This is a genomic window from Paenibacillus sp. JMULE4, assembly GCF_013337105.1.
Classification (GTDB): Bacteria; Bacillota; Bacilli; order Paenibacillales; family NBRC-103111; genus Paenibacillus_G; species Paenibacillus_G naphthalenovorans.
Genome location: NZ_SGWF01000011.1, coordinates 165,867 through 179,209 on the forward strand (window position 1 = coordinate 165,867; position 13,343 = coordinate 179,209).

A 13,343-nucleotide genomic window follows, 5' to 3' on the forward strand; every position below is an offset into this window, starting at 1 on the left:
GTAAGTTCTTTGAATTGCATTAACGAAGTAGAGGGGTTGAGACGATGACTCTGGTACCTATGGTTGTAGAACAGGAAGGCCGCGGCGAACGCTCTTACGATATTTACTCGCGTTTGTTAAAGGATCGCATTATTTTCTTGGGCAGTGCGATCGATGACGATGTCGCCAACCTGGTTATAGCCCAATTGTTATTTTTGGCTGCAACGGATTCCGAGAAGGATATCCACTTGTACATTAACTCCCCTGGCGGTTCCGTTACCGCAGGAATGGGTATATATGATACAATGCAATATATCAAGCCGGACGTTTCGACCATTTGCGTCGGGATGGCTGCAAGTATGGGCTCGTTATTGTTAACCGCCGGGGCGCCGGGCAAACGCTTTGCTTTGCCGAACAGCGAGGTTATGATTCATCAACCGCTTGGAGGAGTTCGCGGTCAGGCATCGGACATTAAAATTCATGCCGACTGGATTATCAAGACCAAGCAGAAGCTGAATCAAATCTATGTGGAACGTACAGGACAGCCATACGAAAAAATCGAACGCGACACAGACCGTGATAATTTCATGAGTGCGGAGGAAGCTAAAGCATACGGGCTCATTGATGCGGTTATCACTCGCAGTGATTTGACATAGAAAAGGAGTGATCCCATGTTTAAATTTAACGACGAAAAAGGCCAGCTGAAATGCTCCTTTTGCGGCAAATCGCAAGAGCAGGTGCGCAAGCTGGTTGCCGGACCGGGCGTTTATATATGCGATGAATGTATTGAGCTTTGTACGGAAATCGTTGAGGAAGAATTGGGCCATGAAGAAGAGCTCGATCTGAAGGATGTACCCAAGCCGATGGAAATCCGGGCTATTTTGGATTCCTATGTTATCGGACAGGAGCAGGCCAAAAAATCGCTCTCCGTTGCGGTTTACAACCATTACAAACGGATCAATACGCAGCAGGGCAAGCTGGATGATGTGGAGCTGCAAAAATCCAATATTGCGCTAGTGGGTCCGACCGGGAGCGGAAAAACGCTGCTGGCGCAAACGCTGGCCAAAATATTGAATGTGCCGTTTGCGATTGCAGATGCCACTTCACTCACCGAAGCCGGGTATGTAGGGGAAGATGTGGAAAACATTCTTTTGAAGCTGATCCAGGCTGCGGATTACGACGTCGAAAAAGCCGAACGCGGCATTATCTATATCGACGAGATCGACAAAGTGGCGCGCAAATCCGAAAACCCGTCCATCACACGCGATGTATCGGGCGAGGGTGTGCAGCAGGCGCTCCTCAAAATTCTTGAGGGTACGGTCGCTTCCGTTCCGCCGCAGGGCGGGCGCAAGCATCCGCATCAGGAATTCATCCAAATCGACACAACGAATATCCTGTTCATTTGCGGAGGAGCGTTTGATGGTTTGGAACAGATTATTAAACGCCGGATCGGCAAAAAAGTCATCGGGTTTGGTACGGATGGACACAAAGTCGATCTGAAGCCGGGCGAGTATTTGTCGCTTGTGCTGCCTGAGGATTTGCTGAAGTTCGGTTTAATTCCAGAATTTGTAGGCCGTATTCCGGTTATCTCCACACTGGAGCCGCTCGATGAAGCGGCGTTGATCCGGATCTTGACTGAACCGAAGAATGCGCTCGTCAAACAATATCAAAAGCTGCTTGAGATGGATAATGTTACGCTCGAGTTCGAGGACGAGGCGTTGGAAGAGATTGCCAAAGAGGCGATCAAGCGCAACACCGGGGCACGGGGCTTAAGAGCCATCATTGAAGGCATTATGCTCGACGTGATGTATGAAGCGCCTTCCCGTACCGAATCGTCCAAATGCGTTGTAACGAAGGAAGTGGTCCAAGCCAAGATCGCTCCGCAGATTACAGCCCTCGACGGCCAAACGGTGAAGAAAAAAGAAGAAAGCGCGTAAGCGCAGGATATACAATAAAATCAAACACCTCCAATCCGCTGCCGAAAATTCCTTGTTTCACCCGTTCAGGGGCCAAGGAACACGCGCTTCGGAGCGGAGGATGTTTGGTATCATGGGAGAGAAGAAAACAGATGTTTCATAGAACGGAAACAATTCCGGTCAAAGTTGGAAATCTGACCATTGGCGGCAGCAACGACGTGATCATCCAAAGCATGTGCACGACCAAGACGGCGGATGTGAAGGCGACGGTAGCGGAGATTCATCGGCTCGAGGAAGCCGGCTGCCAGATCGTGCGCGTGACAGTAAACAATAAAGAAGCGGCGGAAGCCATTAAAGAGATCAAAAAGCAAATCTCTATTCCGCTTGTAGCCGATATCCATTTCGACTATCGTCTGGCGCTCCTGGCGATTGAAAACGGTATTGATAAGGTGAGAATCAACCCGGGGAACATTGGCCGCCGCGAGAAAGTGGAAGCCGTGGTCAGGGCTTGCAAGGAGCGGGGAATTCCGATTCGCATCGGTGTGAATGCCGGATCCCTGGAGAATCATCTTTTAGAAAAATATGGCTACCCGACTCCTGAAGCCATGGTTGAGAGTGCCTTGTACCATATTCAAATTTTGGAAGAGCTTGATTTCCATGATATCATCGTATCTCTTAAAGCCTCCGATGTACCTATGGCCATAGCCGCTTACACGAAAGCGGCGGCTGCATTCCGCTACCCGCTGCATCTGGGTATCACGGAAGCAGGAACATTATTCTCCGGAACGGTAAAAAGTGCCGCGGGTCTAGGGGCGCTGCTCAGTATGGGGATCGGTTCCACCATCCGTATCTCGCTTAGCGCGGATCCGGTGGAAGAAGTCAAAGTATGCCGCGAGCTTCTCAAATCATTCGGTTTGATCACGAATGCGGCCACGCTTGTTTCTTGTCCGACTTGCGGACGTCTTGACATTGATCTTTTCTCCATTGCCAATGAAGTTGAAGAATATATTTCCAAACTGAAGGTACCGATTAAAGTTTCCGTACTGGGTTGCGCCGTCAATGGCCCCGGCGAAGCTCGGGAAGCCGATATCGGAATTGCCGGAGCCCGTGGAGAAGGCTTGCTGTTCCGCTACGGCGAAATGATACGTAAAGTCCCTGAAGCCGAACTCCTTTCCGAACTGAAGAAGGAAATCGATCATATTGTCGATCATTTTAATAAAACCGGTGAAATTCCCGGCAGAAAGCATCATGCCAATGCATAACAACGGCTTTAAACGAGAATGCCTTGGATCTGTCTTTTGCGAGACGGATACGAGGCTTTTTTTGCACCCTGCTTACATAAAACGTATAAAAACGGGGATAAAGACCAATAACAAAATAAACCAAAGTCTAGGAGGGATTGGATGACGTCTTTAAATATTGTTCCAGCCCTATGGCAATATGATCGGCAATGGCTTGCTGCCAATCCGGCCGGACCAGCATTTCGCGGTCTTGATGATTCGTAATAAAACCCATCTCCACAATAACGGTAGGTATCCGGCAGTGCTTAAGCAGATAGTAAGTCTTTCCATAAAAGGGTTTTTCGTGAATGCCGTACAAATGATTCAGCGAATGCTGAAGATGCCGGGCCAGCTGTTTGCTCTGCTCATTTTTTTGATGAAGAAGAATGGCTCCTCTTTTGGACGAATTTCTGGCCGAATTGACGTGTAAGCTGATCATCGCCTTAGGTTTGATTTCATTGGCCAAATGACTCCGCTGCGCCAAATCCTTCAAATGTCTCGATCTGCTTCTCAACCACAGATTTTCGCCGCTGAGCGCATAGTCTCCCGAACGGTTGAGAAGAACAATATAGCCTTTTTTCCGTAAAGCCTCGTAGGTTTTTTCGGCAATGGCCAAATTAATGTCCTTCTCCAACAGCTCACCATACGAAGTTCCGCCGTCGATTCCTCCATGGCCTGCATCGATAATGACATCCACATTCGATATAGCCGGATGTTCGCTTATTGCATTAGGCTGCAAAATGGAATCGGGAGCTGATGCCTGCACCTGCTGCACCTGCACCAAAAGTCCTGGCAACTTGGGCATAAGTAAGATCGATAGCGCTAATCCGAGTGATGCCATACGTTTAATGATGATTCGTGTGGCCATAAAACTCACCCCTGTCGTCCAATGAAATGTGCTGCCTTCTTTAGCATCCCCCAAAAAGTTTCTCGAGCTTTAGCGATTAATGCTACCACGACTGGGCAATAATACCATATATGTTATCAATGAAACTGCAACTGACCCCGGAAATATCCGCAAACAAAGCCCGGTCAGCTGAAATCATATGGAGGTCAAAACGCTATGAACATCAGTGTAGTTTTAATGGTGATCCAGTTGTTTTTTGCCATTGTAATCGGGATGTACTTTTGGAATTTGCTGCGCAATCAGCAAACGAACCGTACGGCCGTAGACAAAGAATCCAAGAAGGAACTGGAGAAGCTGCGCAAGCTTCGTTCCATCTCGCTCAATAAGCCCCTTGTAGAGAAAACACGCCCGTCGTCGATGGAAGATATCGTTGGACAAAAAGAAGGTCTGCGCGCGCTGAAGGCCGCTTTATGCGGGGCTAACCCGCAGCATGTCATCATTTACGGGCCGCCGGGAGTAGGAAAGACGGCAGCTGCCCGTGTAGTGCTGGAAGAAGCGAAGAAGAATCCGGAATCCCCGTTTCGTCCCGACGCCAAATTTACGGAAATCGATGCGACCACGGCAAGATTTGACGAACGCGGCATTGCCGATCCTTTGATCGGTTCCGTTCATGATCCGATTTATCAGGGAGCCGGAGCCATGGGGGTTGCCGGTATTCCCCAGCCCAAGCCGGGTGCGGTGACCAAGGCGCACGGAGGAATATTGTTCATAGATGAAATCGGGGAATTGCATCCACATCAGATGAATAAATTATTAAAGGTACTTGAAGATCGTAAAGTATTTCTTGAGAGCGCATATTATAATTCGGAAGACACGAATGTGCCGAGCTACATTCATGACGTGTTTCAGAACGGGCTGCCGGCCGATTTTCGGCTTGTCGGTGCTACGACGCGCAATCCGCAGGAGCTTCCTCCCGCCATCCGTTCCCGCTGCATGGAAATTTATTTTCGCCCGCTGCTGCCCGATGAGATTGGCATGATTGCCGCCAAAGCGCTCAAAAAAATCGGGTTTCCCGAGAACAGCGCAGCGATCGATGTGGTGAAAAAGTATGCGACCAACGGACGGGAAGCCGTTAATGTGATTCAGTTGGCGGCGGGCATGGCATTGACGGAACAGCGCCGCGAAGTGTCGGCGGCCGATATTGAATGGGTGGTCAACAGTTCTCAGCTTTCTCCGCGTCCGGAGAAAAAAATTCATTCGCAGCCTGAAATCGGTTTGGTGAACGGATTGGCCGTCTATGGCCCCAATATGGGAACGCTAATGGACATCGAGGTAACGGCAATCCCCGCGGCACAGCCGGGCGGCGGACAATTTACGATTACGGGTGTCGTGGATGAGGAAGAGATGGGAGGGGGCGCGCGGACGCTGCGGCGCAAGAGTATGGCTCGCGGCTCCGTAGAGAATGTGCTAACCGTTCTTCGAAGACTCAACATCAGGCCGCATGATTTCGATCTGCACATCAATTTTCCGGGAGGCATTCCGATTGACGGACCCTCTGCGGGAATTTCGATGGCTGTTGCCATCACATCGGCCATTAAACAAATTCCGGTGGACAACCATATCGCCATGACTGGCGAAATCAGCATTCACGGGAAAATAAAGCCTGTGGGAGGGGTTATTGCCAAGGTGGAAGCCGCTTTCCAGGCAGGAGCAAACAGGGTCATCATTCCCAAGGAGAACTGGCAGGAAATTTTTGCAGGTTTAAACGGTCTGGAGGTCATCCCCGTCGATTGCATTGAAGAGGCGCTGTATCATGCATTGGGCATGGAACTCCACGTTTCATCCGAATCTCTGGATTTGGTTCAGGAGCCCGCCTCTCCCGCTTCTGTAACAATACTGCACGCCGATGCGCTCGAATAGGGCGATTGGCGTCTCTTTTTGGATAAAGGCGCTGATTGGTGTTTTGAAAACAATTTTGATAAAATGTAAATCACAGCATGTATGTTAAGTCTGGAGGTGCTCGCCAATGGGACCGAGCAAACAGAAGGTGCGTCGTTTGCCGCTGCTTCCGCTGCGGGGATTGCTCGTCTATCCGAGCATGGTTCTACATTTGGACGTAGGCAGAGAGAAGTCGGTGCGTGCGCTCGAGAAAGCGATGGTCGAGGACAGCATGATCCTGCTGTGCTCGCAATCCGAAGTAAATATTGAAGAACCGAAGAACGAAGACATTTACCGGATCGGTACCATTGCCAAAGTACGTCAAATGCTCAAGCTACCCAACGGTACGATCAGGGTTCTTGTGGAAGGCGTCGTGCGCGCGGAAATCACCGAGTTTCTGGTCAATGACGAATATTATGAGGTTCACGTCAAGGAACTGCCCGAACAGGAAGTGTCCGATCCGGAAATCGATGCATTGATGCGTACCGTATTAAATCAATTCGAGCATTATATTAATCTTTCAAAGAAAGTGACCCCGGAGACGCTGGCCGCCGTCTCCGATATTGATGAGGCGGGAAGACTGGCGGACGTCATTTGCAGTCATCTATCTTTAAAAATTAAAGATAAACAAGAAATCCTGGAAACCGTGGATGTGCGTTTGCGGCTGGAAAAGCTGTTGAACATTCTGAACAACGAACGGGAAGTGCTGGAGCTCGAGCGCAAAATCAGCCAACGCGTCAAAAAACAAATGGAGAAGACGCAGAAGGAATATTACTTGCGCGAACAGATGAAGGCTATCCAGAAGGAGCTGGGGGACAAGGAAGGCCGTGCTGGTGAAGCGGAGGAGCTGCGCAGCCAGCTGGCGCAAAGCGAAGTGCCGGAGAAAGTAAAAGAGAAGATCGAAAAAGAAATCGATCGGCTTGAGAAAATGCCGGCTACATCGGCGGAAGGCTCGGTGATCCGCAATTACATCGATTGGCTGCTTGCCCTTCCCTGGTCGCATTCGACAGAAGACGATCTGGATATCCGCAAAGCGGAGGAAATCCTTAATCAGGACCATTATGGCTTGGAGAAGCCCAAGGAACGCGTTCTTGAATATTTGGCCGTACAGAAGCTGGTCAAAAAAATGAAAGGTCCGATTCTGTGTCTCGTAGGGCCTCCGGGCGTCGGGAAAACGTCGATTGCCCGCTCCATCGCACGCTCTTTGGAACGCGAATTCGTTCGAATTTCTTTGGGCGGAGTGCGGGACGAGGCTGAGATTCGGGGACACCGCCGTACTTATGTCGGCGCCATGCCGGGACGGATCATTCAGGGGATGAAAACGGCCGGGACCAACAACCCTGTTTTCCTGCTGGATGAAATCGACAAGATGGCGATGGATTTTCGCGGCGATCCGGCATCGGCGCTGCTGGAGGTCCTCGATCCGGAACAGAACAGCACGTTCAGCGATCACTATGTGGAAGTTCCTTTCGATCTATCCAAGGTGATGTTCATTACGACGGCCAATGGCGTGCACAATATTCCGAGACCGCTGCTGGACCGAATGGAAGTGCTGTATATCCCGGGCTATACCGAGATCGAGAAGCTGCATATCGCGCAAAATTATTTGCTTCCGAAGCAGCGGAAAGATCACGGGCTGACGGATGAGCAGCTGATCGTAGATGAAGCGGCGCTGATGAAAACGGTTCGCGAGTACACAAGGGAAGCCGGCGTCCGCAACCTGGAGCAGCAAATTTCATCGATTTGCCGAAAGGCCGCCAAGCAGGTCGTCGGCGGAACAGAAAGCGTGCACGTACAGGAGGACAATCTTAAAGAGTTCCTGGGTCAACCCAAATTCCGTTTTGGGATGGCGGAAGAAAAAGACCAAGTCGGAGCCGTCACGGGACTTGCCTGGACAGAAGTCGGCGGAGACACGCTGGTGATCGAAGTGACGGTCATGCCCGGCAACGGCAAGCTGACTTTGACGGGCAAGCTCGGCGATGTGATGAAAGAGTCCGCTCAGGCCGCATTCAGTTACACACGTTCGCGGGTTGAGCAGTTCCATATCCAAGCCGATTTTCATGAAAAATTTGATATTCATATACACATTCCGGAAGGAGCCATCCCGAAGGATGGGCCCTCTGCCGGAATTACGATGGGCACGGCGTTGGTCTCGGCGCTTACCGGTATACCTGTCTCCCGCCATGTGGCCATGACTGGAGAGATTACGCTTCGCGGCCGCGTGCTTCCGATTGGCGGATTGAAGGAAAAGTGCATGGCTGCCCACCGGGCAGGCATCCGTACGGTCATCTTGCCCAAAGATAATGAAAAGGACATTGAAGAAATACCCGAAAGTGTGCGCAGCGATTTGAACTTTATCCCTGTTTCCCACATGGACGAAGTTCTTGAACATGCTTTAGTCAAACCTGTAGGAGTCTAATATATATGCGCCGATTGAATCCGCTGCGCGGAGATCCGTTCGGATCAATCGGCATCCGTTAGAAATGAGTGAAATGGCATGAAAGTAAATCAGGCTGAATTTGTGATCAGTGCCGTCGGTCCAAGCCAATATCCTTCCGATGCCTTGCCGGAAATTGCTCTGGCAGGGCGTTCTAATGTCGGCAAATCTTCATTAATCAACCGTATGATCAACCGTAAAAATCTGGCCCGCACCAGCTCGAAGCCCGGCAAAACGCAGCAGCTTAACTATTACCGGATTAATACCGATTTATTTTTTGTCGATTTGCCCGGTTACGGCTATGCGCAGGTGTCCAAAACCGAACGGGAAAAGTGGGGGAAGTTCATCGAGGAGTACCTGCTGAAGCGGGAATATTTGCAGCTTGTGCTGCAGGTTATTGATCTTCGTCACCCGCCTTCGAAGGACGATCAGGCGATGTATGCCTGGCTCAAGCATAACGGGGTTCCGGTGTGCCTCGTAGCCACGAAGGCGGACAAAATCCCGAAGGGCAAATGGCAGAAGCACATGAAGATCGTTAGAGAGACGCTGGGTGCGGACAAGTCTGACCCGCTTGTGCTGTTCTCTTCCGAAACGGGACTCGGTAAAGACGAATTGTGGTCCGTCATCGAGCAGCGGATCGGAGACGGCGCAATATCGGAGCCTGAAGATGCAATAAATAACGCCAAAGAAAATGAAAGCCGATAAAAGAAGAGCCCTGGTCTTGAACACAGGAAAGACTGCGGGCTGCTTCTTTTTGCCTTTTTACGGCAGTGGTACGGGGAACTGCGAAACAAAGGGAGGGAGAAAGAGTTATTTACCCGTTCCCCCGGTCTTCTGAGGGGAAAAAGCGAATTTTTCTAAATTCCGGCGAAATACAAAACCTTGGGAGCAGGAATATTAAATAATTATGTAGTATAATGTATAGAGAACAACTGAAAATAGGCTCAAGCTTAGGTTCGAAAAAAATGAATCGAGGGATTTTTATGGCAAATAGGTTAGCGACTGAATACGTCAAAACCTGCCTAAAGTTAACGGAAGCCGAGATGACCCAATTCATTCAAATGTTTGTCGACCAGGGGGCTTCTTTGCAAGTCAAAGTTCTTGAAAATGGAAATCAAGAGGTTGTGCTGCAAGACGACGCTGGTGAAGAAATCGTCCTGCCGTTTGAGCGGCAAATGAATTTGTATGTATGTCAAGGCACTTGCCGGATGAAAAATAGAAATCTGGTTAACGCCATGCGAAAAGCAGTATCCGTCTTTAAAGGGGATGCTGTCGTTCACCGGATTTATCATGCTTACACCATGGTCTACACATATAAACAAGGCGCAGTCGTCAAGATTGTGGAGAAGGCGAAGAATGCCGAAAAAGTGGTTTATGAATTTAAGGATACGCTCGGTCAATTGGAGCATTTGTTCCATAAGAATGAGGTGGAGCAAGAGATCAGGTGGCTCAAGGAGCAAGTGAACAGCCTGCTTGACCTTCGCAATGAGATCACGGAAAATTACGTTCGCGACCAGATCGATGTCCGACTTCGCAAACTGACGCATCGTTTGTTTGTACTTGAAGCTTAAGATAATGCGTTTATTCATAGGAACTCTTTCCGGTTCGGCTTTGCTGTGCCGGGGAAGGGTTCCATTTGCATTTTTATACACCTTTGTTTATACCGGTTCCGGATATCGCCGTTACAGCCGCCAATGGGCTTGGGATGAAGGCCATCGTCAATTCACATGGGACATGTTATGTACATATTTTGTTGTTGGGTGTTCACGGATGATAGGGAAAAACGAATTTGCAAAAAAAAGTATTGCATTTCTGGTCAATAGATGTTATTTTTATTTTCGTTGAAAAAATAATAGGAACCAGGATTCACTCAGGACATGTAATGTTGCGAGAGATTATTCCCTCGAGAAGTGAATGACGTAGGTCCTAGCGGATGAAATTTTCAAAACATTTTATTCCTAGGAAGGGGGAACCGGAAGATGGAATACTCAACTTTCGGAAGACACGTAGCTGTAGATACATGGGGAGTCGATTTCGAACTTCTCAATAATGCTGAATGGTTACAAGCACAAATGGTAGAAGCTGCCGAGGTTTGCGGGGCGACCGTTTTGTCGGTGCAGTCCAAGCAATTTGAACCACAAGGCGCAACGGTTCTTGTATTACTGTCAGAAAGTCATCTCTCCATTCATACGTATCCTGAGAAAGGCTTCGCAGCGCTCGATTGTTATACCTGTGGCGAGACGGTCGATCCTCAGCTAGCGATTGAACATATGCTCTCCGTTCTGAAGCCGGAGGTTGCACACGCTAAAAAACTGGTTCGCGGTGTGGGTGAACTGCAAGTCGAAACACCGGTATTGAAGCAAGCGGAATTGATTAAATCATGAATTGAACATATCATAACCACGGAATCGTTTCCGTGGTTATTTCTTTTCATTCCCTCCCATACATATCAAGTAATTGCTTGGTTGAGAGGGGATTCGGCTGCATGCAGGCAGTCATCCGGAGGCCAAGAAAAAAATGGAGCCGGCAAGTATACGTCCCGGTATTCCGGAGGAAAATAGAAATGCGGTCTTGAACAAGAAAATTTTGAAAATAAGCCGTGAATGTGAAAAAAAGTTCATAAATTATGTCGAAGAAGCTCGGACAACTATGCTATAATAAATTCAATTTAAAAGGAGGAGGCAGGTGAACCAGATGCATATCGTCGTGGCAGGTTTAAATTATCGAACAGCGCCGGTATCGATCAGAGAAAAATTTGCATTCGCCGAGAAGGATTTGCCGCTGGCGCTGAAAGAGCTGAAGAACATCAAAAGCGTGATGGAATGCGTCATTGTGGCCACCTGCAACCGGACGGAATTATACGTTGTGGTTGACAGCCAGCATTTGTGCGGACATCTTTTACGGGGATTTATTGAAAAATGGTTCGATGTGCCGAAAGAGCAGTTCAATAAACATCTTTACGTTTTGGAGAATGAGAAAGCCATTGAGCATTTGTTCCGGGTGGCGAGCGGACTGGATTCGATGGTGATCGGTGAGACGCAAATTTTAGGCCAGGTTCGTGATGCTTTCCTTTTGGCACAGCAGGAGAAGACGACGGGTGTCTTGTTTAACACGCTGTTCAAGCAGGCTGTTACCATGGCTAAACGAGCGCACACCGAGACGGGAATCGGGGAAAATCCGGTATCTGTCAGCTATGCGGCGGTGGAACTCGGCAAACGCATCTTCGGGAGCTACGAGCGCAAGAAAGTGCTGATTATCGGCGCCGGGAAGATGAGCGAGCTGACGGTAAAGCATCTGTACGCCAACGGAGCGGATAAAGTCATCGTTGTGAACCGTACGCTAAGCCGGGCGCGGGAGCTTGCAGATAAGTTTAGCGGCGTCGCAAGCACGATGGACCGTTTGATGGCTCATCTCGAAGAGGCGGACATCGTCATCAGTTCCACAGGGGCGTCCGGTTATGTATTAACTGCCGGGCAGGTGTCTTCCATATTGCAGCGCCGCCGCTCCAGACCTCTGTTTATGATCGACATCGCCGTTCCGCGCGACCTGGATCCGCGTTTGGGTGAAATGCCGAATGTTTTCTTATATGACATTGACAATCTTCAATCCATCGTCAATTCCCATTTGGAAGAACGCCGGAAAGCGGCGGTACAGATTGAAGAGATGATAGGGATGGAGATCGCGGCTTTTGAACAGTGGACGAAGACGTTGGGTGTCAGTCCTGTCATTCAGGCGCTGCAAACGAAGGCGGCCTCCATTCATGAGGAAACCATGGACAGCTTGCTGAAGAAGCTGCCCGAATTGGATGAACGCGAATTGAAAGTGATTCGCAAATTAACCAAAAGCATTGTCAATCAAATACTGCGCGATCCCATTGTCCGTATTAAAGAAATGGCAGCCGAGCGTCATGGGGATGATGCGCTCGAAATGTTCACGAAAATTTTTGCCTTGGAAGAGCAGTTGGCCGAGCAAAAGCGGATGGAGCAAGCGGCGCAGAAGCAAGAAGAGGAAGCTGCGCAGGAGCGGATGAAAGAGGAGCTTCTTTCCAAGGTAAGGGCATCCGCCACGCATGCTGATGTTCTGGCCAAAGCCTAACCGGAAAGGGAGGCCATGGTTACGCAAACTTGGTTGTATGATGCCATTATTTATATCTATGCCCTGAGCCTCCTGTTTTACTTCTCGGACTTTGTCGGTTCGAACCGAAGTGCAAAACGGATGGGTACAGGGTTGCTTTCTTTTGTATGGGTGTTGCAAACGGCATACTTGGTTTACAGCCTGGTAGAACATAGAAATTTATCGACCTTTTCGATGTTCGAAACGCTGTTTATTTTTTCTTGGCTGCTGGTGACTGTGTCCATTCTTATCAATCGTTTTTTTCGGATCGAATTGTTTGTCTTTTTGGTTAATGTGCTGGGATTTGCTGTGCTGGCGGCCAACTTTTTCAGCAGGCCGGGAATTTCTCCTACACTGTCGCATTGGAATATTAATGACGAGCTTTTATTCATTCATATTACGTTGGCGGTGGGAGGCTATGCAGCCTTCGTCGTCTCGGCGGTATTTTCCGGCATGTACTTGTTTTTACATCGCATGCTGAAGGAAAAGAAGTGGTCCCAGCAGATGCTGCGGCTTCCAAGCTTGGAGAAGACGGATCGCTATGCGTTTGTGGCTGCGGTGATCGGTGCTCCGCTGCTGCTGCTGAGTATTTCCCTTGGTATTGTATGGATTGCGCTTGAGGGTGATTTTACACTCTTTTTTGACTCTAAAGTAGTGAATTCATGGTTTGTTCTTTTGGCTTATGTTTTTTATTTATTTCAACGGATGCTGTTGAAAGCACCGGGCAACAGGCTGGCGCTTTGGAATTTGGCGGCATTCGTGATCACCCTGCTTAATTTCTTGCTGGCGAATTACTATTCCGGCTTTCACCAATGGTCGTAAGGGAGGAAGTG

The 13,343-nt window shown here is 49.2% G+C and carries 11 protein-coding genes; 10 read left to right on the plus strand and 1 reads right to left on the minus strand.

Going from position 1 to position 13,343, the window contains the following annotated elements; all coding sequences use genetic code 11:
* The first annotated feature begins 44 nt into the window (after positions 1 to 44).
* The 3 genes from clpP to ispG all read left to right on the plus strand — a co-directional run bounded on the left by clpP (position 45) and on the right by ispG (position 3,157).
* On the plus strand, positions 45 to 635 hold the full coding sequence (gene clpP / locus EXW96_RS06065) for an ATP-dependent Clp endopeptidase proteolytic subunit ClpP (RefSeq protein WP_054819243.1): 591 nt from the start codon (positions 45 to 47) through the stop codon (positions 633 to 635).
* Positions 636 to 650: 15 nt separating this feature from the next.
* Positions 651 to 1,916: an ATP-dependent protease ATP-binding subunit ClpX gene (gene clpX / locus EXW96_RS06070; protein ID WP_062409271.1), complete on the plus strand. Its 1,266-nt coding sequence runs from the start codon at positions 651 to 653 to the stop codon at positions 1,914 to 1,916.
* A gap of 131 nt (positions 1,917 to 2,047) precedes the next feature.
* On the plus strand, positions 2,048 to 3,157 hold the full coding sequence (gene ispG / locus EXW96_RS06075; RefSeq protein ID WP_054819244.1) for a flavodoxin-dependent (E)-4-hydroxy-3-methylbut-2-enyl-diphosphate synthase: 1,110 nt from the start codon (positions 2,048 to 2,050) through the stop codon (positions 3,155 to 3,157).
* Positions 3,158 to 3,284: 127 nt separating this feature from the next.
* Here the strand turns inward: ispG and EXW96_RS06080 are convergent, their stop codons facing one another.
* Positions 3,285 to 4,043 carry an N-acetylmuramoyl-L-alanine amidase family protein gene (locus EXW96_RS06080; protein WP_062409270.1) on the minus strand — a complete coding sequence of 253 codons (759 nt, stop codon included), beginning with the start codon at positions 4,041 to 4,043 and terminating at the stop codon, positions 3,285 to 3,287.
* Between the two features lie 195 nt (positions 4,044 to 4,238).
* On the opposite strand from EXW96_RS06080, the gene lonB reads away from it, so the two are divergent.
* The 7 genes from lonB to ccsA all read left to right on the plus strand — a co-directional run bounded on the left by lonB (position 4,239) and on the right by ccsA (position 13,332).
* The gene (lonB, locus tag EXW96_RS06085; protein WP_074727132.1) at positions 4,239 to 5,942 is read left to right on the plus strand and encodes an ATP-dependent protease LonB; all 1,704 of its coding nucleotides are present in this window, start codon (positions 4,239 to 4,241) and stop codon (positions 5,940 to 5,942) included.
* Positions 5,943 to 6,048: 106 nt separating this feature from the next.
* Complete coding sequence (gene lon, locus EXW96_RS06090) at positions 6,049 to 8,379, plus strand: endopeptidase La (RefSeq protein WP_074727133.1); 2,331 nt, start codon at positions 6,049 to 6,051, stop codon at positions 8,377 to 8,379.
* A 78-nt stretch (positions 8,380 to 8,457) separates the two neighbouring features.
* On the plus strand, positions 8,458 to 9,102 hold the full coding sequence (gene yihA, locus EXW96_RS06095) for a ribosome biogenesis GTP-binding protein YihA/YsxC (RefSeq protein ID WP_137670549.1): 645 nt from the start codon (positions 8,458 to 8,460) through the stop codon (positions 9,100 to 9,102).
* Between the two features lie 278 nt (positions 9,103 to 9,380).
* Positions 9,381 to 9,968 (plus strand): hypothetical protein, encoded by a 588-nt coding sequence (locus EXW96_RS06100; RefSeq protein ID WP_054819245.1) that lies wholly within the window; start codon positions 9,381 to 9,383, stop codon positions 9,966 to 9,968.
* A 408-nt stretch (positions 9,969 to 10,376) separates the two neighbouring features.
* A complete protein-coding gene (gene speD / locus EXW96_RS06105) occupies positions 10,377 to 10,781 on the plus strand; it encodes an adenosylmethionine decarboxylase (RefSeq protein ID WP_062409266.1) in 405 nt (134 codons plus the stop codon).
* Between the two features lie 310 nt (positions 10,782 to 11,091).
* Positions 11,092 to 12,492, plus strand: a complete 1,401-nt coding sequence (gene hemA, locus EXW96_RS06110; RefSeq protein ID WP_174350419.1) for a glutamyl-tRNA reductase — start codon at positions 11,092 to 11,094, stop codon at positions 12,490 to 12,492.
* Between the two features lie 15 nt (positions 12,493 to 12,507).
* Complete coding sequence (gene ccsA / locus EXW96_RS06115) at positions 12,508 to 13,332, plus strand: cytochrome c biogenesis protein CcsA (protein ID WP_062409264.1); 825 nt, start codon at positions 12,508 to 12,510, stop codon at positions 13,330 to 13,332.
* Positions 13,333 to 13,343: the final 11 nt, after the last annotated feature.

What these genes read in the sequence shown, in the direction of transcription:
- yihA (WP_137670549.1), top strand. Translation starts at nt 8,458, where the DNA reads ATGAAAGTAAATCAGGCTGAATTTGTGATCAGTGCCGTCGGTCCAAGC.
- EXW96_RS06100 (WP_054819245.1), top strand. Translation starts at nt 9,381, where the DNA reads ATGGCAAATAGGTTAGCGACTGAATACGTCAAAACCTGCCTAAAGTTA.
- ispG (WP_054819244.1), top strand. Translation starts at nt 2,048, where the DNA reads ATGTTTCATAGAACGGAAACAATTCCGGTCAAAGTTGGAAATCTGACC.
- clpP (WP_054819243.1), top strand. Translation starts at nt 45, where the DNA reads ATGACTCTGGTACCTATGGTTGTAGAACAGGAAGGCCGCGGCGAACGC.
- speD (WP_062409266.1), top strand. Translation starts at nt 10,377, where the DNA reads ATGGAATACTCAACTTTCGGAAGACACGTAGCTGTAGATACATGGGGA.
- lon (WP_074727133.1), top strand. Translation starts at nt 6,049, where the DNA reads ATGGGACCGAGCAAACAGAAGGTGCGTCGTTTGCCGCTGCTTCCGCTG.
- ccsA (WP_062409264.1), top strand. Translation starts at nt 12,508, where the DNA reads ATGGTTACGCAAACTTGGTTGTATGATGCCATTATTTATATCTATGCC.
- hemA (WP_174350419.1), top strand. Translation starts at nt 11,092, where the DNA reads ATGCATATCGTCGTGGCAGGTTTAAATTATCGAACAGCGCCGGTATCG.
- lonB (WP_074727132.1), top strand. Translation starts at nt 4,239, where the DNA reads ATGAACATCAGTGTAGTTTTAATGGTGATCCAGTTGTTTTTTGCCATT.
- clpX (WP_062409271.1), top strand. Translation starts at nt 651, where the DNA reads ATGTTTAAATTTAACGACGAAAAAGGCCAGCTGAAATGCTCCTTTTGC.
- EXW96_RS06080 (WP_062409270.1), bottom strand. Translation starts at nt 4,043, where the DNA reads ATGGCCACACGAATCATCATTAAACGTATGGCATCACTCGGATTAGCG.